Source organism: Rhodococcus sp. KRD162, assembly GCF_017168335.1.
Classification (GTDB): Bacteria; Actinomycetota; Actinomycetes; order Mycobacteriales; family Mycobacteriaceae; genus Rhodococcoides.
The window spans coordinates 130,766-151,234 of sequence record NZ_JABFAU010000015.1 but is presented as its reverse complement, the minus strand read 5'-3'; the positions used below and the strand labels follow the sequence as shown (position 1 = coordinate 151,234).

The following is a 20,469-nucleotide window of genomic DNA, read 5'->3' as shown; positions in this document are numbered from 1 at the left end:
ATCATGCTCGGATTTCTGGAGAGTCTTTCAATCGTAGTGCGCGAGACGGTGTTTCGGTCCAACAAGGATCCACTGGCAACCGAGAATCTCGACCTCATGGATGCCGACCGCGGCAGCATCGTCACCGCGGACGACGGTGTACCACTGGCGATTCGCGAGGTCGGCCCGTCGGATGCAGATCTGACCGTCGTCTTCGTGCACGGCTACTGCCTGCGCACCTCCTCGTGGCATTTTCAGCGCCGCGGGCTCGAACAGCAGTGGGGCGGGACGGTGCGCATGGTGTTCTACGACCAGCGCGGGCACGGACGCTCGGGTGTGCCCACCCCGGAGAGCTGCACTATCGGCCAGCTCGGTCTCGATCTCGACGCGGTGATCCGCGCGGTGGTACCCGAGGGACGCATCATCCTGGTGGGACACTCGATGGGCGGGATGTCGATACTGTCCATGGCACGGCAACGAGCGGATGTGCTGCGTCAGCGAGTGATCGGGGCGGTGCTGATCTCGACGACCGCAGCGGGTCTGGCTCGGTCCGGAGTGGGCCGGAGTTTGCAGAACCCGGCGGTCGACGCATTCCGGCTCGCGGTCCGTACGTCGCCGGGTCTCGTGCAATTCGGGCGTGGCGCGGTGCGCGCGCTCATCTCACCTGTGCTGCGCGCGGCCTCCTACGGCACCAGGGTCTCGCCTCGATTGGTGGAGTTCTCCCAATCGATGATCGACGACACCTCCGTCGTCACCATCGTCAACTTTCTCGAGACGCTCGAGCTGCACGACGAATCGGAGGCGCTGGCGGAATTCGAGAACATTCCGGTGGCGGTGGTGTGCGGCGACGAGGACTGGATCATTCCGTTCAGTAGTTCGCAGGCACTGGCCGAGTCCTTGCCGCGATCGGAGATGGTGCGTGTTCGCCAGGGTGGGCACCTGGTCCAGCTCGAATTTCCGGATCAGGTCAACGCCGCGATCGTGCGTCTGGTGGCTCGGGCGGTCGAGGCCGCAGGCAAGAAACGTCGGTGGGGCATTGTCTGAGGAGTCACTGACCTTGCCGGTGGAAGCCGACTTGGCCACCGCCGCAGAGACCGCCGAGTTCGGTGCGCGACTGGCGAACGTTCTGGTTGCGGGAGATCTGGTGATTCTCGACGGTCCGTTGGGTGCCGGTAAGACCGCCATGACCAAAGGCATCGCGGCGGGCCTCGGTGTGCAGGGGCGCGTGACCTCGCCCACCTTCGTCATTGCCCGTGAGCATCGGCCCGGGCCGAGGCCTCGTGGATTGCCGCCGGTGGCACTGGTGCACGTGGACGCTTATCGGCTCGGCCTGACGGGACAGTCCGCCCTCGACGAGCTCGATGCTCTCGATCTCGACACCGATCTCACCGATGCGATCGTCGTCGTCGAATGGGGCGAGGGGCTGGTGGAGAAACTCGCGGAGCGGCACGTGTCGGTCCGGTTGACGCGAGACCCGGATTCCGAGATCCGACGCGTGGTGGCGAGCCGAGTGGAATCTGTCGTCACGTAGGCGATGGTCGACGCGACCGACGATGTCACCGCCGCATTCCAACGGATCCATGCGCCACGGGAGTGACTCTGCTCGTCGGTGGGCGGGTACCCTGAAACCTCGTGCTGGTACTTGCCGTCGATACGTCGACTCCCGCCGTCACCGCAGGTGTGGTGCGCTTGACCGAGTCCGCCGACTCCGATGCCGCAGTGACGACTGTGGCCATGCGGGTTCGGGTGGACGCAAGGTCGCATGCGGAGATTCTGACCCCCAACATTCTCGAGTGCCTCACCGAATCCGGTATCACTGCTGCCGACCTCGATGCCGTTGTCGTCGGTCTCGGGCCCGGCCCGTACACCGGGTTGCGGGTGGGAATGGCGACGGCGGCGGCGTTCGGTGACGCGCTCGGTGCGCCGGTCTACGGCGTCTGCAGCCTCGATGCCATCGCTGCAGATGTCGCCGAACCTGGCTGCCTGCTGGTGGTGACCGATGCGCGTCGACGCGAAATCTATTGGGCACGTTACGAAGCCGGCGTTCGGGTGGGCGGCCCCGATGTCATTGCTCCGGCGGAGTTGGAGTACGGCGGAGTCGATGCGGTCGCCGGGTCCGCCCCGCATGCGGCGGCGTTCGGGCTTGCTGTTCGCGACGTGCAGGCACCGTCTCCGGCGGGTCTGGTCGCGGTCGCCGCCGCTGATGTCGAGGGCCGGGCAGTCCCGGGTCCGCTCGTTCCTCTGTACCTCCGCCGCCCCGACGCCAAGACGCTCGACGAGCGGGCGGCAGCGAAGGCACGGCAGTGACAGCATCCATCGAGCCGATGACGGTGCAGGACGCCCCGCGTTGTGCGTATCTCGAGACGGTGCTGTTCGAGGGCGACAGTCCATGGCCCGAGGATGCGTTCATCGCGGAACTGGCTGCGCCGCACAATCATTACGTCACGGCACGCGAGAACGGCGAGGTGGTCGGCTACGCCGGGGTTGCGTTGCTCGGGCAGCCCACCCGCGGCGCGTTCGCCGTCGGTGAGGCCGAGGTGCACACCATCGGCGTCGATCCGAATCATCACCGCAGAGGGATCGGGGGGCAATTGCTCGGGGAACTGCTTCGGGTGTCGGACGAACACGGTGGCCCGGTCTTTCTCGAGGTCCGCACCGACAACGAACCTGCCATCGAGTTGTACCGACGCGAGGGGTTCGAGATCGTGGGTACCAGGGCCAAGTACTACCAGCCGAGCGGAGCCGATGCCTTCACCATGCGTCGGCCGGAGAACACGGAAGGATCATCCCGATGATCGTCTTGGGTATCGAAAGTTCCTGCGACGAAACGGGAGTCGGAATCGTTCGGTGGGCCGATGCGGGTCACTGCGAGCTGTTGGCCGACGAGGTCGCATCGAGCGTCGACGAGCATGCGCGCTACGGCGGGGTGGTGCCGGAGGTCGCATCACGGGCACACCTCGAGGCCATCGTGCCGACCATGCGGCGGGCGCTGGCGGCCGCCGATATCGAGCGCCCCGATGCCGTCGCGGTGACGATCGGTCCCGGGTTGGCCGGGGCATTGTTGGTCGGAGTTGCCGCAGCCAAGGCGTATGCCGCCGCGTGGGGAGTGCCGTTCTATGCGGTCAATCACCTCGGTGGTCACGTTGCGGTCGACACGCTCGAACACGGTCCGATGCCGTCGTGCGTGGCGCTGTTGGTCTCCGGTGGGCACACTCATCTGCTGCACGTCGATGATTTGTCACGACCGATCGTCGAGCTCGGGACTACCGTCGACGACGCCGCCGGGGAGGCGTTCGACAAAGTCGCGCGATTGCTCGGATTGGGTTATCCCGGCGGGCCGGCTCTGGATGCGGCTGCGCGCGAGGGTGATCCGGCCGCGATTGCGTTTCCGCGTGGTATGACCGGACCGCGGGATGCGCGCTACGATTTCTCGTTCTCCGGAGTCAAGACCGCCGTGGCTCGGTTCGTCGAGGCCAGGCAACGCGCCGGTGATCCGATTCCCGTTGCGGACATCGCGGCGTCGTTCCAGGAGTCCGTCGCCGATGTGTTGACGATGAAAGCGGTCCGAGCGGCAACCGATGTCGATGTCGATACTATCGTTCTGGGTGGAGGTGCCACTGCCAACTCGCGGATTCGATCGTTGATCGAAAGTCGTTGTGCTGAGCAGGGTTTGACTCTGAGAATTCCGAAGCCGCGATTGTGTACCGATAACGGCGTCATGATCGCGGCCCTGGGCGCTCATCTCGTTGCGGGCGGCGCCGAGCCGTCCGCTCTCACCGCGGTGACCGATCCGGGGCTGTCGGTGGCGACCAGTCAGGTGCCTGGCTGACTGCCTCGGGTGGTGGAGCCGGAGGGTGTGCTCGGCGTCGATGATTCCGAGGTGCGCGGCTCGCTCGTCTGCGGGGACGCCTCGGGCGTCGTCACCGGGGGAGACCACACGGTCGGTGGCGGAGTCAGTTCCGGCGTCGATTCCGACGCGCTCGCGTCGGTGGTCGGCACGACGATCGATTCCGTCGGCACCTCGGTGTACTCATCGGTGGCGTCGGGTGTGTTTTCCGGCGTCGGCTCGGGGCTGACCGGGCTCGACCGGCTCGGTTCGGTGGCGTCGGCCGTGTCCGAGGGGTCGGCCGGAGCGGTGGTGATCGTAGGCCGAGGTCGGGTCGATTCCTCGCTGGTGGCTTCCAGGGACGTGCGTTCCGGTGCGGAGTCGACCGGCCATTCGATCGACGGCAGATCGGGGCCAGGACGCAGCGTCGGGGTCGTGGTGAGAGGTGCCGACGTGGTCGGCGTCGCCGAGAATTCCGAGGAGTCGATCGTGGTTGCGCTCGGACCGGGACGCTCGCCGGGGGTGCTGCCGGGTGTCGTCCGACCGTCGAGTGACGAATCCTGCGCGACCGGTCCGCCGTTGTCCGATCGAGCAGCTGATTGGGCGGCGCTTCCGGCAGGCGAGACATTGGGATCATCGGCCGGATTCATCGTCTGCACGCCGTAGGCGAGAACCAGACCGCCTGCGACGACGGCTGCGGCGATCGCACCGGCGTATCGGCTCACTTTTCCAGTGGCGTTCCGGGCTGCCGTCACCAGTTGGTACTCGCCGCAGACGGAAGATGCGGCAACGGTGGCTGCGCCGATGGCGAGAACGGCGTCGGGTTCGGGGAGTCGAATCACCGGAACGCGGAACTTCTCGGTGAGCGTTGCGGCGAGCAGAGGTATGTGTGCGCCGCCACCGATCGACACGATCGCCTCGGGTTCACGGGCACTGTTGTCGAACACCTCGCGCACGTACTGAGCGGCGGTGTCGAAGATCGGGGAGGCAGCGGCGTCGAACGCGTCCCGGGTCACGGTCAGCGGTACCCCGCTGTAGCGCTCTATCCGGACCTCGTCCACGCGGGAGAGCTGCTCCTTGATCGACCGGTACCGGGCCGAGCCGATTCCGCGGTCGTCGCGGATATCGTCTCGGAGGTTGTCGCGGGTCATGTCCTGGACGAGATTTTTGACCAGCGCGTTCAGTGCGTTGCCGTGGACGGTCTCCGAGCGGCCGTGGGAGAGCACTGTGCCGGTGGCTCGGTCGGTCACGGTGACCGACAGGCCCGATGCTCCGAGATCCACCAGGGAAATCGTGGCGTATCGGTCGATCAGACCGGTGGTCGTCAGGTGTGCTGTCGCGGCCGCAGATTCGGGAACCAGTCGAACGTCCCGGGTGGTGTGCGCGAGCGCGGCTCGGATACCTGCAGCGTGCTCCTCGGTACGGTAGGTCACGGCTATGGCGTCGGGTTCTCGGTGGCCGGGAATGAGCGAGGCCATGAGTTCGATGGCGGAAACGACCAGATCGCCCATGTCGGTATTGGCTTGGCGATCGGCCGAGACCGTGCGGTAGTCGACCTCGCGGCTGCCGTCGCTGTCGACGGAGACGAGAGCGGCGCACACGACCTCGGAGCCGGTGGAGATGCCCACGCCAATTCTCATCGTGAACCTCCCACCCTGTATGTGCGCGCTGAATCGACTGCTTCAGGTGCCTTGTCGCGGCACAGTTGTCGATCGTTATCGTTCGGACAGCTCCGTTATCGTAACGTTACTTCCAGCGTCGATGCGAGTCCGCGGCTTCGTTCGGTTGCTTGTCTTGCGGAATATCGAGATGTTCTACCTGGGGTTTCGGTGCAATTTCGGGTCCTCGAAAAAAACAAGAAAAAGGCGTCTGCTTTCGGCGATTCGGCTCCGAATCAGCACATCGCCTCCCGCGGCTGCCATGGAAATTCCGTGCGTTGTCCTCGACTCGGAATCGTTCGAGCGGGCCTCGATCCGAACCTGGCGAACCCAGCCCTTGAGTGCTGGCACTCTCGTGTATAGAGTGCTAGTTGGCACCGAGCGAAGTCCCGGCACCCGCGACGACGGGAACGAGTTCGTGCCGTGTTTGTCAGGACCGTACGAGAAGTACCTACACACAGCTGCCCGGGGATCCGACCTCGGGCGCGTACCCCATAACTTTGGAGGGCTCAACGTGGCGAGCGTGAAAATCAAGCCGCTCGAGGACAAGATCCTCGTCCAGGCCAACGAGGCCGAGACGACGACCGCCTCCGGTCTGGTCATCCCCGACACAGCCAAGGAGAAGCCCCAGGAGGGCACCGTCGTCGCCGTGGGCGAAGGCCGGGTCACCGAAAAGGGCAACCGCATTCCGGTCGACGTCAAAGAAGGTGACACCGTCATCTACAGCAAGTACGGCGGCACCGAGATCAAGTACGCCGGCGAGGAGTACCTGATTCTGTCGGCACGCGACGTGCTGGCAGTCATCGCCAAGTAGGCCACAACGCATCCCGCCCCGGTAGCCGATCTCGTGTCGGTCCCGGGGCGGTGTGCGTTCGATCGAGTTTCTTTACTCGAAGGAGTAACACCGAAACATGGCAAAGCAAATTCAGTTCAACGAGGAAGCTCGCCGAGCACTCGAACGCGGCGTCGACAAGCTGGCCGACGCAGTCAAGGTCACGCTCGGACCGCGTGGACGCCACGTCGTCCTGTCGAAGGCTTTCGGTGGTCCCACGATCACCAACGACGGTGTATCCATCGCTCGTGAGATCGACCTGGAAGATCCGTTCGAGAACCTCGGCGCGCAGCTGGTCAAGAGTGTCGCCACCAAGACCAACGACGTCGCAGGCGACGGAACCACCACCGCGACGGTTCTCGCGCAGGCGCTCGTGCGCGGGGGTCTGAAGAACATCGCGGCGGGTGCAAACCCGATCGCGCTCGGATCGGGCATCTCCAAGGCCGCCGACAAGGTTGCCGAGGCACTGCTCGCGGCCGCCACCCCAGTAGAGGGCAAGCAGGCCATCGCCCAGGTCGCCACCGTGTCCTCTCGTGACCCCGAGATCGGCGAGCTCGTCGGCGAGGCCCTCACCCGTGTCGGTGCAGACGGCGTCGTCACCGTCGAGGAGTCCTCGACTCTGCACACCGAACTCTCGGTCACCGAGGGCGTGCAGTTCGACAAGGGCTACCTCTCGCCGTACTTCGTCACCGACGTCGATACGCAAGAGGCCGTCCTCGAGGACGCGTACATCCTGCTCTACCGCGAGAAGATCACCTCGCTTCCCGACTTCCTTCCGCTGTTGGAGAAGGTTGCCGAGAGCGGTAAGCCGTTGCTCATCATCGCCGAGGACACCGAAGGCGAGGTGCTCTCGACGTTGGTCGTCAACTCCATCCGCAAGACGATCAAGGCCGTCGCCGTCAAGGCACCGTTCTTCGGAGATCGCCGCAAGGCGTTCCTCGATGACCTCGCGGTTGTGACGGCCGGTCAGGTCATCACCGCCGATGTCGGTCTCAGTCTGAAGGAAGCAGGCCTCGAGCTGCTCGGACGCGCCCGCCGCGTGGTCGTCACCAAGGACGAGACGACCATCGTCGACGGAGCCGGCACCCAGGACGACATCGATGCGCGTGTGGGGCAACTCCGCCGCGAGATCGACAACACCGACTCCGAGTGGGATCGCGAGAAGCTCGAAGAGCGACTGGCGAAGCTCTCGGGCGGTATCGCTGTCATCAAGGTCGGTGCCGCCACCGAGACCGAGCTCAAGGAACGCAAGTTCCGCGTCGACGATGCTGTCGCAGCGGCCAAGGCCGCCATCGAAGAGGGCATCGTTCCCGGCGGTGGTTCGGCTCTGACCCAGGCAGCGTTGGCTCTGGCCGACGATCTCGGACTGACCGGAGACGAGGCCACCGGAGTGGGCGTCGTACGCACAGCACTCAACGCTCCGCTGTTCTGGATCGCCTCCAACGCGGGCATCGACGGTTCGGTTGTCGTCAACAAGGTTGCCGAGCTGTCGAAGGGTCACGGATTCAATGCTGCGACTCTGACGTACGGCGACCTGCTGGCCGACGGCGTCGTCGATCCGGTGAAGGTGACGCGCTCCGCAGTGGTCAACGCGGCATCTGTGGCGCGCATGATCCTGACGACGGAGAGCGCGATCGTGGAGAAGCCGGAAGAGGATCCCGAGCCTGCGGCCGGACACGGACACGCTCACTGACCGTTCGGTGACAAGGGAGAAGCCCCCAACCCGCCCAGGGTTGGGGGCTTCTTTCTTTTGTCTGTCCGGCTACACCGCGATGCGGCGACGATTGTGCCGGGCGTGCAGTTCCCGTTCGGTCTCCGACATCCCGCCCCAGATGCCGTACGGCTCGCTGACGTTCAAGGCGTGCGTGCGGCACTGTGCGAGAACGGGGCAGCTTCGGCACATTTCCTTGGCGCGCATCTCGCGCTGTGCTCGGGCCCGGCCGCGCTCTCCGTCCGGATGGAAGAACATGGACGAGTCGACGCCACGGCACAAGCCGTGCATCTGCCAATCCCAGATGTCGGCATTCGGCCCAGGGAGGTGGTTCGGCTGCGGCATGAGAACTCCTAGGGTGGTGTGGCTTCTCGGATTCGTGATCCGAATGCCGACAACGTTATGTGGACCGACGAAAACGAGTCAACACTTCTCTGTCGTGGGCAAATGCATAGTTGTGGGGCGAAGAATTAACACTGGCGATATTTACTTGGAACCCCCGGCGTGCGTGCTCTTCCTGTTGAAGAAAGTGGAACGGCGGGAGAGTATGGGGAGGTAGCGGCGGTGCCTCTCGTGCCGTTCGGCTGCACTGCAACGCCCGTCGCCTGCCGATTCGCAGTACAGGAATGCACCACGTTCGCGTGTGTTCATGCAGGTCAAGGGTGGTTCAGTCAAGGTCGGTCGCGGTGCGGGACGCTGGAAAGAGTCCGATCGTTCCGATCCTCGACCCGACGCGCGGCCGCCGGCCGTGCATGCGCAGACCAGTCGGTACGAGTGAAGACCTCACCCGAAGGTGCGCCGCGCGCCTGCGTGCGATTCGAGTTCTCGTGATGGCAATTAACCTATTCGCCACACGGCGTTCAGATTCCTGTTTCCTGATCGCCCTTGGTCGACATTGTTAATTCCTTGAAAACTGCATTCGGACGGGAAAGTCACGGACGCATTCGCCAGTGGTGGTCGAAGGAGAACCGGCCCGAAACAATGATTGTCTGCTCGCCGATGATTGCCCGCTGTGCGAGGGCCATGGCTGATTCGAGCGGGGGCGGCAGCTACCGAAGACGAGCCTGTTCGAAGGTCCTACCCTTGCGTCGTGTCCTCGGAACAGAGCTCGTTGTTCGCCGCGTCGCAGTCCGCACTCTTCGATGCGGCATTCGGTGCGAACCCCGGCCGATTCCCGCTTCCTCCGGCGACCGATGCGCACGAGAGCTGGCACCGCAGTGTCGCGTTGGCAGGCCAGGGTAGATACAGCGCGGCGGAGATCGAACTGCAGCGGTATCGACCGCACAGCCCGGAACTGGCGTCGCTGCACGCCTCGACCAGAGCATCGTGGTTACGCCAGCAGGGCCGGCACGTGCGGGCGCGCCGTTTCGACGGGAGGGCTGTGTTCCTTGTCGGCCTCGTAGGGCCACCGAGGTCGAATGATGCGAGTCAGGCTCGCAGTGACGCGTTGACCGGACTGGCCGCGGATGCACTCGGCAGCGGCCGATTCCGGTTGGCGCAGACCCTGCTGGACCGTAGTGCAGAGCAGCGGCTGTTCCCGGTGGCTCGTGGCTCGTGGCGTCCGGCGTTGAGAGCAGCGTGGGTAGCGGCAGAGTTGGCGATGGTGCGCGGTGACGGCCCCGCGGCCGTCCGACACGCCGAATCCGCTCGAGCTCTTGCCGACGATGCAGATTCGTTACGCCACAGCATCAAGACGGATCTCGTTCTGGCCGCCGCGCTCAGCTGTGTCGGCGAGACCGCACGCGCTCGCGACTCGGCCGTGCACGTGGCCTGTACTGCGGCGATGCACGGTCTGCTGCCGTTGAGATGGGCCGCGACCATGCTGTGCGAAGGAACCGGAGGTACCGACACCGGGATGGTCTCGTCCGTCGATCTGGCTGCATCGATCCGTGCCAGAGGTGCGCTTTCGGTCGACTGACCAGGATCGCGATCGGACACGGACCGAGCGGTTCGGTTGCGCATGGGGGGTATCGCTATCCTTGGTCTCGTTCCACCACCACGTGGAAGCGCTCCCTGGCGGGTGCGTACCTGTAACGCGGGGAAATTTGTCGACGATGAACACAGCGGGTGAGGAGTTGGACTCTTTCGTCGTTGCCGCAGCGCAAGGCGATCGGCTGGCTCTGTCCCGGGTCTTGGAATTCATCCGTCCACTCGTCGTCCGGTACTGCCGGGCGCGAGTCGGTTCGGCTGAGCGCGGTCAGTTGTCGGCCGACGACGTGGCGCAGGAGGTCTGTTTGGCAGTCATGACCGCCTTGCCGCGTTACCAGGACCAAGGTCGTCCGTTCATGGCATTCGTGTACGGCATCGCGGCGCACAAGGTCGCCGATGCCCATCGCAGCGCCTCGCGTAACAAATCGGACCCGGCCGCCGAAGTACCAGATGTCGTGTCGATGGAACACGGACCGGAGCAACGTGCTCTCGAGTCCGAGTCGAGTCGGCAGATGGCTGCACTGCTGGACACCTTGCCCGCCAAGCACCGCGAGATTCTGGTGCTCCGACTCATCGTCGGATTGTCGGCCGAGGAGACAGCAGCAGCGGTCGGCAGCACTGCAGGCGCTATCCGCGTGGCTCAGCACCGAGCTATCGCAAAACTGAAGAACGAAGTTGTGAGAGCAGGTGAAATGTATGGCTAGGGACAATGGTCAGGGTGGCCCCGATGAGACGCCGCGTCGCGGCATCTCGCGTATCGGCGACCACATGAGCTCCACTGAACCGAAGCGGAACGATCCCTACGCCGACATCGGTGCGGACGGTGGTCCGGTGGACCTCGCCGCCGTACGTCGCGACGATGCCTTCATCGACGCGATAAGCGGAGACGGACCGATCGCCACCGATGATGCGGACGAGTATCAGCTCGCGCTTCTGCTGGCCAATTGGCGAACAGAGGTGATCACGCCGGCTATGCCTGCCGGTCCGCCCCTCGAGGTCGTGGTCGCCTCGGTCGAGCGCGAGAAGCTCGCCGCCGACATGGCTCGGTCGAACTCGGCGAAAACGGGTGGACGGATGCGATTGCTGCGTCCCATCGCCGGTGCCGCCGCCGCGATCGCCGTGGTGATGGGTGGCCTTGTTGTCATCTCCTACAACTCGACACCCGACGATCCGTTGTGGAGCGTCAAGTCCGTCGTCTTCTCCGACCAGGCCGATTCGACCGTCGCGCAGATCGACACGACGTCGAAGCTGAAAGAAGCAGAGACCCTGCTGTCCTCGGGAAATGCCGACGCCGCTCGCACTGTTCTCGACGGGGCATCGAACCTCAGCTCTGCCGTGCTCGACGACGGCCAGCGTGCCGAGCTCGATCAGTGGCTCGAGCGCCTGCTGCAGCAATTGCAGGCCCTGACCATGCCCCCGCCGCCGCCCCCGGCTCCGGCTCCGAGTGCGCCGGACGCTGCTTCGAGCCCCGACGTGTCCGCGGCTCCCACCACGGTGGACACGGTGGCACCGGAGACGAGTGCTCCGCCCGTGTCGCCGAGTCCGGTCACATCGACGCCGGAACAGCCGACGGCCACGACGAGCCCGGACCCGACGACCACCGCGGTGCAACCGACGGTATTGCAAGAGCCGGATCAGCCGACGGCAACTGCCAGCGGCAGCACCTCGCCTGAAATTCGGGATCGCACGTCGGTTCCGGCCGGCGGTAGCTGAGCGAGCATCGGACCGCGGCCTTCCGGACCGCAGTCACAGGATGCGACAGTCACTGCGAACGACAGTCACTCCGAACGACAGTCACTCCATACGACAGAAGAAGCCCGACACGATCATCGTGTCGGGCTTCTTCTGTCGTCGAGGTGTTTTCGCAGATCAGCTGTCGAATCCGTCACCATGCATGGCGTCGTTCATCGATGCATCCGCGAAGCCGCGGCAGTAATCCCAGGTCACGTACGCGTCGGGAACAGGGTCGTACGCAGGTTCGTGTGGCCGAACCGTTCCGTCGACCAGCAGCTGCAACAGGTTCGCCCGAAGCATGTCCCAGTCGTGGTAGTGATCCTGCTGGCAGTCCTCGCAGCACACGACCAGGCCGCGAATGCCGCGGTGTCCCAGCAATGCTTCGTAGACGGCCAGATCCGCCAGGTCCTCCTCGACAGCCAGTCTTTCCTGGGGATCGAGGGGCTGGCCTGGCTCGATAGCGTCGAGGGCGGCCGACGGGTCGGCTGGGTCTCCGGCGAAGGGATCCGGGGGTAAACCGGGAGGCAGTTGATCGCGCACGCCTCCACGGTACGCAGGATTGGTGGGTCTGCGCCAGCTGTTCGAAACCGACATGCCGGACGCACTCGCTCCGGGCCGTCGATTCGGGCCGGATTTCGGTGCCGCAGGTGAGCCGTAGTGGGAGGCGTTCGCACTGGTTGCGCACTAGCCGATACCATGGTTCACGGCGCTGAACAGATGAGTGCAGGTGCCGAAACTCCATCCGTTCTCCAAACACCGCACTGCGGTGCGCTTGCGAGGCTTTCTCCGCTCACAGGCCGCGCCCAGGTGCAACCAGGCTCTAGGGAGGGCCAGATTCGCATGAGTAGTCCCGGAGCCCACGTCCGCACTGGCGGCGACGATCCCAACAAGGTCGCGATGCTCGGCCTCACGTTCGACGACGTCCTGCTGCTGCCGGCCGCTTCGGACCTGATACCCAGCTCGGTCGACACGTCCAGTCAGATCACTCGTGAGATCCGGTTGCGGGTGCCTCTGGTCAGTTCGGCCATGGACACCGTGACCGAGGCGCGGATGGCGATCGCGATGGCCCGGGCAGGCGGAATGGGTGTGCTGCACCGCAATCTGTCGCTGCAGGATCAGGCGTCCCAGGTCGAAACCGTCAAGCGCTCCGAAGCCGGGATGGTCACCGATCCGGTCACCTGCAAGCCCACCGATTCTCTGGCCGAGGTCGACGCCATGTGCGCCCGGTTCCGTATCTCGGGGCTACCGGTCACCGACGAGACGGGCGCGCTCGTGGGCATCATCACCAACCGCGACATGCGTTTCGAGGTCGATCAGAACCGCCGCGTCGCCGATGTCATGACCAAGGCACCGTTGATCACCGCGCAGGAGGGCGTCACCGCGGAGGCGGCCCTGGGCTTGCTGCGTCGCCACAAGATCGAGAAGCTGCCGATCGTGGACGGCAAGGGTGCGCTCACCGGTCTGATCACAGTGAAGGACTTCGTCAAGACCGAGCAGCACCCCGACGCCACCAAGGATCGAGACGGTCGTCTGCTCGTCGGTGCCGCGGTGGGCGTCGGACAGGATGCGTGGGCCCGGTCGATGGCACTGACCGACGCGGGTGTCGATGTGGTCATCGTCGACACCGCGCACGGCCACAATTCGCAGGTGCTCGAGATGGTCAGCAAGCTCAAGGCCGAGGTCGGTGACCGGGTGCAGGTGGTCGGTGGCAATGTCGCGACTCGCGCTGGTGCGCTCGCTCTCGTCGAGGCGGGCGCGGACGCGGTCAAGGTGGGCGTCGGTCCGGGATCGATCTGCACGACCCGTGTGGTTGCCGGTGTCGGTGCCCCGCAGATCACCGCCATACTCGAAGCCGTGGCCGCGTGCAAGCCGCACGGTGTCCCGGTCATCGCTGACGGCGGGTTGCAGTTCTCCGGCGACATAGCCAAGGCACTCGCTGCCGGTGCGTCGACCGCGATGCTCGGATCGCTGCTGGCAGGCACCGCCGAATCTCCCGGTGAGTTGATTCTGGTGGGCGGCAAGCAGTTCAAGAGCTACCGCGGCATGGGATCGCTGGGGGCGATGCAGGGGCGTGGGGGAGCGAAGTCGTTCTCCAAGGACCGCTATTTCCAGGACGACGTCCTCGCCGAGGACAAGCTCGTGCCCGAAGGTATCGAAGGGCGGGTGCCGTATCGGGGCCCGCTGAATCAGGTGATCCATCAGCTCACCGGCGGTCTGCGGGCGGCGATGGGTTACACCGGTGCCACCTCGATCGAGGAACTCCAGCAGGCCCAGTTTGTGCAGATCACTGCGGCCGGACTCAAGGAGAGCCATCCGCACGACATCACGATGACTGCAGAAGCTCCCAACTACACCACCCGATAGTGGAGTCGGCCGGTATTCGGCCGACCCCGATTCGCCCTCGAAGTAGAAAGGTGCGCGCGTGCGCGACCTCGTTGAAATCGGCATGGGCAGAGAAGCTCGCCGCACCTACCAGCTGGACGACGTGGACATCGTGCCGTCGCGTCGTACCCGGTCGTCGAAGGAGGTGTCGACCGCCTGGCAGCTCGACGCCTATCGATTCGACATCCCGGTGCTCGCGCATCCGACCGATGCATTGGTCTCCCCCGAGTTCGCGATCGAACTGGGCCGCCAAGGTGGGCTCGGCGTCATCAACGGTGAAGGACTGTGGGCGCGCCATGCGGATGTGCAGTCCAAGTTGGAGCAGCTGATCGAGATTGCCGAGACCGATCTCGACCCGGACGCGCCGATCGCCTTTCTGCAGAAACTGCACGCCGCTCCGCTGCAACCCGATCTGTTGGCTGCTGCAGTCGGCCAGATTCGCGATTCCGGGGTGACCGTTGCCGTGCGGGTGAGCCCGCAGAGTGCTCGCTCGCTGACGCCTGCTCTGGTCGCCGCCGGCCTGGATCTGCTCGTCATCCAGGGCACCATCATTTCCGCCGAGCATGTTGCACACGGTGTCGACGAACCGCTCAACCTCAAGACGTTCATCGCCGAGCTCGACGTCCCGGTCATCGCCGGTGGCGTCAGCGATCACCGCACTGCGCTGCACCTGATGCGCACCGGCGCGGCTGGGGTCATCGTCGGTTACGGCTCGGTCGAGGGCGGCACGACCACAGGTGAGGTGCTCGGTATCGGCGTGCCGATGGCCACCGCGATCGCCGACGCGGCCGCGGCACGTCGGGACTACCTGGACGAAACGGGTGGACGCTACGTGCATGTCATCGCCGACGGCGACATCACCACGTCCGGTGCGCTGGCGAAGGCCATCGCGTGCGGGGCCGATGCCGCTGTTCTCGGTGCCCCGCTCGCGGTCGCGGCCGAGGCTCCCGGCGGCGGCTGGTACTGGCCGTCGGCCGCGGCGCATCCATCGATGCCGCGTGGTGCCTTGCTGCCGATGTCGGCGGGAGAGCGTCCCAGCCTCGATCAGGTGCTGCACGGACCGTCGCGCGAGCCGTTCGGCTCGATCAATCTCGTCGGTGGGCTGCGTCGGTCGATGGCGAAGTCGGGATACTCCGATCTCAAGGAATTCCAGAAGGTGGGTCTGAACGTCAGGGCTTGATCTGGTCTGTTTCAGCAGGGCGCGTACTCCTTTCGCTCGGGGGTACGCGCCCTTTCTGCTGCATGTCGTCCAGATAAGCCCACCCTGGGTTGGTGATACTTCTCGTAACAGCTAGAATCGCTTGTGGCGGTAGTCACACCCCGGTGTGCATACTGTTCGACAGCATCGGATGTAGCGGAGGTCACCATGGGTTCAGCTGTTCGCGCAACGGATTACGACGTCCTGATCGTCGGTTCGGGCTTCGGTGGAAGTGTCACCGCGCTCCGGCTCGTCGAGAAGGGGTACCGCGTCGGAATCCTCGAAGCCGGACAGCGCTTCGAGGACAAGGACTTCGCGAAGAACAGCTGGGATCTCAAGCGTTTCCTGTGGGCACCGAAGCTGGGTCTGTTCGGTATTCAGCGCGTACACCTGTTGCGTGACTGCCTGATCCTCGCCGGAGCGGGGGTGGGCGGGGGTTCACTCAACTACGCGAACACCCTGTACAAGCCTCAGGCGCCGTTCTTCGAAGACAAGCAGTGGGCACACATCACCGACTGGAGCAGTGAGCTCTCCCCGTTCTACGATCAGGCCAGCCGCATGCTCGGTGTCGTTCGCAATCCGCACATGACGCCGGCCGACGACGTGATGAAGTCGGTTGCCGAGGACATGGGCGTTGCCGACACCTTCATCCAGACGCCGGTAGGTGTGTTCTTCGGAGACGAACCAGGGAAAACCGTCGCGGATCCGTACTTCGGTGGCGCGGGACCCGAGCGCACCGGATGCATCGAGTGCGGTGAATGCATGACCGGATGCCGTCACGGTGCCAAGAACACACTGCTGAAGAACTATCTCGGCCTGGCCGAGCGAGCAGGAGCCGAGATCGTGCCGATGACGACGGTGACCGGTCTTCGGCCCCGGTTCGACGGCTCCTGGGACGTGGACACCGAGCGCACCGGTGCCCGACTTCGCAAGGGACGCAAGACCTACAGCGCAGCCAATGTCGTGCTGGCCGCGGGGACCTGGGGCACCCAGAATTTGCTGCACAAGATGAAGGACACCGGCGCGTTGCCTCGGTTGTCGGACACTCTCGGCGAGCTGACCCGCACCAACTCCGAGTCGATCGTCGGTGCCGCCAAGTTGGCGGTCGATCCGAACATGGATCTCACGCACGGAGTTGCGATCACGTCGTCGTTTCACCCCACCCCCAACACGCACATCGAACCCGTTCGATACGGCAAGGGGTCGAATGCGATGGGTATGCTCCAGACCCTGATGACCGACGGCGGCGGCCGAATTCCGCGGTGGGTCAAGTTCTTTCTCGCGGCGATCGCGCATCCGATCCAGTTCGTTCGCGTGGTCAACGTGCGGCACTGGAGCGAGCGAACCATCATCGCTCTGGTGATGCAGAACCTCGACAATTCGATCACCACCTTCACCAAGAAGGGCCCGTTCGGCCGCAAGATCTCCAGCAGGCAGGGACACGGCGAGCCCAACCCGACGTGGATACCCGAGGGCAACGACGCCACCCGACGCATTGCGAAGAAGATCGACGGCGTGGCAGGCGGAACCTGGGGAGAGTTGTTCAACATCCCGCTCACCGCCCACTTTCTCGGTGGCTGCGCGATTGCCTCGGACTCCGAGCACGGCGTCATCGATCCGTACCACCGCGTCCACGGTTACCCGACGCTCAGTGTGGTCGACGGAGCTGCCGTATCGGCGAACCTCGGAGTGAACCCGTCGTTGACGATCAGCGCGCAGGCCGAGCGTTCCGCCGCGCTGTGGCCGAACAAGGGCGAGCTGGATCTGCGTCCGGCACAGGGGCTGCCGTACCAGCGGCTCGAGCCCATCGCGCCGAACTCGCCCGTCGTTCCGGTGGATGCGCCGGGTGGCCTCAGGCTGCCGATCGTCCAGATTCGGTCCGGGTCGTCGGCGAGGCCCGTCGAGCATTCGGGCGTTGCATGAGTGGTGGAGCAGTCCCACTAGACTGACCCGGTGACCGACTCGATACACGATCCCGCACACGCACGCCCGGTTCTCGTTGTAGATTTCGGAGCCCAGTACGCGCAGTTGATCGCTCGCCGAGTGCGCGAGGCCAACGTCTACTCCGAGGTGATATCGCATACCGCGACCGCAGAAGAGATCGCGGCCAAGGATCCGGTTGCGCTGGTGCTCTCGGGTGGGCCCTCCAGCGTCTACGCCGAGGGTGCTCCCGAGCTCGATTCGGCGCTCCTCGACCTCGGCATCCCGGTGTTCGGCATCTGCTACGGGTTCCAGGCCATGGCCCAGGCCCTCGGCGGAACCGTCGAGCACACCGGAACGCGTGAGTACGGCCGTACCCAGCTCAGCGTCGACGGCGGTCGGCTGCACGACGGTCTGCCTACGACGCAGCCGGTATGGATGAGTCACGGCGATGCCGTCACCGCCGCTCCCGAGGGCTTCAGCGTCACCGCCACCAGTGCCGGTGCGCCGGTTGCAGCCTTCGAGAACGAGGGCAAGCGCATGGCCGGAGTGCAGTACCACCCCGAGGTTCTGCACTCGCCGCACGGACAGCAAGTGCTCAGCCGGTTCCTGCACGAGACGGCAGGTATCGCCCCCGATTGGACTGCCGCCAACATCGCCGACGCCTTGGTCGACGCGGTGCAGGAGCAGGTCGGACCTACAGGAAAGGCCATCTGCGGTCTGTCCGGGGGTGTCGACTCCGCCGTCGCCGCGGCACTGGTGCAGCGGGCGATCGGAGATCGGTTGACCTGTGTGTTCGTCGATCACGGATTGTTGCGTGCAGGCGAACGTGAGCAGGTGCAGCAGGACTTCGTCGCCGCGACCGGAGCAAAGCTCGTCACCGTCGATGCCGTCGACACCTTCCTCGGAGCACTCGAGGGTGTGTCCGATCCCGAGGAGAAGCGCAAGATCATCGGCCGTGAGTTCATCCGGAGCTTCGAAGGTGCCGTGTCCGAGGTGCTCGGCGAGAATGCCGAGCACGGCGATGCCGTCGAGTTCCTGGTGCAGGGCACGTTGTACCCGGATGTCGTCGAGTCCGGTGGCGGATCGGGTACCGCGAACATCAAGAGTCACCACAACGTCGGAGGCCTTCCGGACGATCTGCAGTTCGCCTTGGTCGAGCCGCTGCGCGCCCTGTTCAAGGACGAGGTGCGGGCGGTCGGCCGCGAACTCGGACTGCCCGAGGAGATCGTCGGACGGCAGCCGTTCCCCGGCCCCGGGCTCGCAATTCGCATCGTCGGAGAGATCACCCGCGATCGTCTGAACACGCTGCGTCACGCCGATTCCATCGTCCGAGAAGAACTCACGGTCGCCGGGCTGGATCAGCAGATCTGGCAGTGCCCCGTGGTGCTGCTGGCCGATGTACGCAGCGTCGGGGTACAGGGCGACGGACGCACCTACGGCCACCCGATCGTGCTGCGTCCGGTGTCGAGCGAGGACGCGATGACCGCGGACTGGACCCGACTGCCGTACGACGTGCTGGAAACGATCTCGACTCGGGTGACCAACGAGGTTCCGGAGGTCAACCGAGTCGTTCTCGACGTGACGAGCAAGCCGCCGGGCACCATCGAGTGGGAGTGACGCGGTCAGTTCTTTCTGCTGGGGCCCAGTAGCAGCACGACTCCGACGACGACCGCGACGATCACGAACAGCCAACGAAACTGCACGTTGCCCAGCGCCGTGACGGCGTCCTGACCGACGAGGGCCGCAATCGAGACGACCAGGGCGGCCAGGCCGGCGAGAAGCAGCAGCGCCGACGGGCCGCGTCTGCTCGCGTTGCGTTCCTCGGTGTCGGAGTCGCTGTCACCGTAGTCGTGGCCGATACCGTCGAACTTGTTCTTCTTCATCTCTGGGGCTCCACTTTCAGCTCGCCGAGTGCCAGATCTCCTACGACCGTCAATACCGGAGCATCGGTGCCGGCTCCCGGACCGAACCGCGTGTCCGTGGGGCAGGTACCCAACGCCGCCTCGCACTCCACGTTCACGTTCATCGAATCCGGTACCGTCACCACGGCCTGACCGAACATCACATCTATCTCGACGCGGCGGCTTTCGGTGAGATCGAGGCCCGTGAGGTCGAGATCGAGCTCACCGGCTCCGACTCTGTACGAGGTATCGAGATCGGCAACGGTGAGCGGGGCCACCCGTTGAGTTCCCGAGGTTCTGTTCTCCAGATCCGTCGGCCCGATCGCCGATGCCAGAAGGACGAACCCGGCCAAGGGCGCGGCGACCACCAACAGTCCGTAACCCTTGCGCAGAAACGCGCCGAGCACCAGACCGACCGCGATCACCGCCAAAGAGACAGCGCCGACCCGGCCTGGCGTCGCCCAGTCTCCGCCGCTTGCCGCTCCGACCGCCGCTGTGACGGCAGCCGCGAGCAGAGCCAAACCGAGAAAGCTTGCCGTCCAACGTGACCGGCGCTTGCGTGCGACTTTCGCGGGCAGCGAGCTGCCGGCAGGCTCGGGAAGATCCCAGGCGAACGGTGCCACACCGAGCGGATCCCACGAAGGGGGCGTGACAGAGGGTGTCTCGACGGACTCCGGTGTCTTGTTCAGATTCACCGTGTGCGCGTCAGCCGAGTCCCCGGTAGCGGGCTCCTCGGGGGTCTTCGGCGAGGGCACATAGCTCTTCGGCAGGGTCGTGTACGGGGTATAGCGCTCGTGTTGAAACTGCGGCGGCCGATACTGCGCGGCCGTCCACTGCTCCGCCGAGGTGGAGTGCGGGCCGAACGGCGTCGGCGCAGAACGGTTACCGGAGAACTCTGCCGCCCGCATGTACGGCGGCGGCTCCGGACAACGCTGATGAAGCAACCACAGTCCGCCGAACATCGCCACCAAACTGATCAATCCCGACCCGCCGAGACCGACGCCAACCGGGCCGATCGTCGACAACGCGATCACCAACGCCACCGCCACAACCACCAACTTGGTCGTCGAATCGGAACTGGTGCCGCGCCCCACCAACGACTCCGCACCCGACGCTGTATCACCGGCACGGCTGAGCACCAGCCACGCCGCCAGATACAGCACGATGCCGCTACCGCCGAACAAGGTGGACACGACGAAGGCGACCCGAATCAGAACAGGGTCGACGTCATAGCGATAGCCGATACCGGCCGCGACACCCGCCACATGCCCGCGTTGCGGCAAGCGGTGCGGGCGGGTGCGCCACATCTGCTGTAGTTGATCCGAGACGGTCACGTTGCTCATGACAACCATCGTGGTGGCCCGCATCGAGAAACACATCAGGGATACCCCTGATG

At 65.1% G+C, this 20,469-nt stretch carries 19 protein-coding genes; 14 read left to right on the top strand and 5 right to left on the bottom strand.

The genetic code is table 11. From position 1 onward, the window contains the following. The first annotated feature begins 3 nt into the window (after positions 1 to 3). From J1M87_RS21485 to tsaD, 5 genes are all read left to right on the top strand, one after another. Entirely contained in the window at positions 4 to 1,023 is a 1,020-nt protein-coding gene (locus J1M87_RS21485; RefSeq protein ID WP_206491823.1) for an alpha/beta fold hydrolase, read from the top strand. Further along, positions 1,016 to 1,510: a tRNA (adenosine(37)-N6)-threonylcarbamoyltransferase complex ATPase subunit type 1 TsaE gene (gene tsaE, locus J1M87_RS21480; RefSeq protein WP_206491821.1), complete on the top strand. Its 495-nt coding sequence runs from the start codon at positions 1,016 to 1,018 to the stop codon at positions 1,508 to 1,510. Before J1M87_RS21485 ends, tsaE begins: the two co-directional genes overlap by 8 nt. Before the next feature lie 101 nt (positions 1,511 to 1,611). Beyond that, on the top strand, positions 1,612 to 2,286 hold the full coding sequence (tsaB, locus tag J1M87_RS21475) for a tRNA (adenosine(37)-N6)-threonylcarbamoyltransferase complex dimerization subunit type 1 TsaB (protein ID WP_206491818.1): 675 nt from the start codon (positions 1,612 to 1,614) through the stop codon (positions 2,284 to 2,286). Continuing rightward, positions 2,283 to 2,774 carry a ribosomal protein S18-alanine N-acetyltransferase gene (rimI, locus tag J1M87_RS21470; protein WP_206491816.1) on the top strand — a complete coding sequence of 164 codons (492 nt, stop codon included), beginning with the start codon at positions 2,283 to 2,285 and terminating at the stop codon, positions 2,772 to 2,774. Before tsaB ends, rimI begins: the two co-directional genes overlap by 4 nt. Beyond that, positions 2,771 to 3,808, top strand: a complete 1,038-nt coding sequence (gene tsaD / locus J1M87_RS21465; protein ID WP_206491814.1) for a tRNA (adenosine(37)-N6)-threonylcarbamoyltransferase complex transferase subunit TsaD — start codon at positions 2,771 to 2,773, stop codon at positions 3,806 to 3,808. The genes rimI and tsaD overlap by 4 nt, the downstream gene beginning before the upstream one ends. Here the strand turns inward: tsaD and J1M87_RS21460 are convergent. Next, complete coding sequence (locus J1M87_RS21460) at positions 3,793 to 5,445, bottom strand: Hsp70 family protein (protein WP_206491812.1); 1,653 nt, start codon at positions 5,443 to 5,445, stop codon at positions 3,793 to 3,795. The genes tsaD and J1M87_RS21460 overlap by 16 nt on opposite strands. Positions 5,446 to 5,977: 532 nt before the next feature. Between J1M87_RS21460 and groES the strand changes: the two genes are divergently transcribed. Next, complete coding sequence (groES, locus tag J1M87_RS21455; RefSeq protein WP_008718149.1) at positions 5,978 to 6,277, top strand: co-chaperone GroES; 300 nt, start codon at positions 5,978 to 5,980, stop codon at positions 6,275 to 6,277. 97 nt (positions 6,278 to 6,374) lie between these two features. Next, entirely contained in the window at positions 6,375 to 7,988 is a 1,614-nt protein-coding gene (gene groL / locus J1M87_RS21450) for a chaperonin GroEL (protein ID WP_206491810.1), read from the top strand. A 69-nt stretch (positions 7,989 to 8,057) separates the two neighbouring features. Here groL and J1M87_RS21445 read toward each other — a convergent pair whose 3' ends face one another. Next, complete coding sequence (locus J1M87_RS21445; RefSeq protein WP_027496361.1) at positions 8,058 to 8,351, bottom strand: WhiB family transcriptional regulator; 294 nt, start codon at positions 8,349 to 8,351, stop codon at positions 8,058 to 8,060. Positions 8,352 to 9,096: 745 nt separating this feature from the next. On the opposite strand from J1M87_RS21445, the gene J1M87_RS21440 reads away from it, so the two are divergent. The 3 genes from J1M87_RS21440 to J1M87_RS21430 all read left to right on the top strand — a co-directional run bounded on the left by J1M87_RS21440 (position 9,097) and on the right by J1M87_RS21430 (position 11,648). Next, positions 9,097 to 9,924, top strand: coding sequence for a hypothetical protein (locus J1M87_RS21440; protein ID WP_307830897.1), 828 nt, complete (start codon positions 9,097 to 9,099; stop codon positions 9,922 to 9,924). 136 nt (positions 9,925 to 10,060) lie between these two features. Then, complete coding sequence (locus J1M87_RS21435) at positions 10,061 to 10,639, top strand: sigma-70 family RNA polymerase sigma factor (protein ID WP_206491807.1); 579 nt, start codon at positions 10,061 to 10,063, stop codon at positions 10,637 to 10,639. Next, positions 10,632 to 11,648 carry an anti-sigma-D factor RsdA gene (locus tag J1M87_RS21430; RefSeq protein WP_241257307.1) on the top strand — a complete coding sequence of 339 codons (1,017 nt, stop codon included), beginning with the start codon at positions 10,632 to 10,634 and terminating at the stop codon, positions 11,646 to 11,648. The genes J1M87_RS21435 and J1M87_RS21430 overlap by 8 nt, the downstream gene beginning before the upstream one ends. 156 nt (positions 11,649 to 11,804) lie before the next feature. On the opposite strand, the gene J1M87_RS21425 is transcribed toward J1M87_RS21430, so the two are convergent. Continuing rightward, a complete protein-coding gene (locus tag J1M87_RS21425; RefSeq protein ID WP_206491805.1) occupies positions 11,805 to 12,209 on the bottom strand; it encodes a DUF5319 domain-containing protein in 405 nt (134 codons plus the stop codon). Between the two features lie 300 nt (positions 12,210 to 12,509). Between J1M87_RS21425 and guaB the strand changes: the two genes are divergently transcribed. The 4 genes from guaB to guaA all read left to right on the top strand — a co-directional run bounded on the left by guaB (position 12,510) and on the right by guaA (position 18,789). Next, complete coding sequence (gene guaB / locus J1M87_RS21420) at positions 12,510 to 14,033, top strand: IMP dehydrogenase (protein WP_206491803.1); 1,524 nt, start codon at positions 12,510 to 12,512, stop codon at positions 14,031 to 14,033. A 58-nt stretch (positions 14,034 to 14,091) separates the two neighbouring features. Continuing rightward, positions 14,092 to 15,231, top strand: a complete 1,140-nt coding sequence (locus J1M87_RS21415) for a GuaB3 family IMP dehydrogenase-related protein (RefSeq protein WP_206491801.1) — start codon at positions 14,092 to 14,094, stop codon at positions 15,229 to 15,231. Between the two features lie 186 nt (positions 15,232 to 15,417). Continuing rightward, positions 15,418 to 17,172: an FAD-dependent oxidoreductase gene (locus tag J1M87_RS21410; protein ID WP_206491798.1), complete on the top strand. Its 1,755-nt coding sequence runs from the start codon at positions 15,418 to 15,420 to the stop codon at positions 17,170 to 17,172. A 30-nt stretch (positions 17,173 to 17,202) separates the two neighbouring features. After that, complete coding sequence (gene guaA, locus J1M87_RS21405) at positions 17,203 to 18,789, top strand: glutamine-hydrolyzing GMP synthase (protein ID WP_307830896.1); 1,587 nt, start codon at positions 17,203 to 17,205, stop codon at positions 18,787 to 18,789. 5 nt (positions 18,790 to 18,794) lie between these two features. On the opposite strand, the gene J1M87_RS21400 is transcribed toward guaA, so the two are convergent. Then, positions 18,795 to 19,055, bottom strand: coding sequence for a hypothetical protein (locus tag J1M87_RS21400; RefSeq protein ID WP_206491796.1), 261 nt, complete (start codon positions 19,053 to 19,055; stop codon positions 18,795 to 18,797). Beyond that, the gene (locus J1M87_RS21395; RefSeq protein ID WP_206491794.1) at positions 19,052 to 20,416 is read right to left on the bottom strand and encodes a PspC domain-containing protein; all 1,365 of its coding nucleotides are present in this window, start codon (positions 20,414 to 20,416) and stop codon (positions 19,052 to 19,054) included. Before J1M87_RS21395 ends, J1M87_RS21400 begins: the two co-directional genes overlap by 4 nt. Between the last annotated feature and the right edge of the window lie 53 nt (positions 20,417 to 20,469).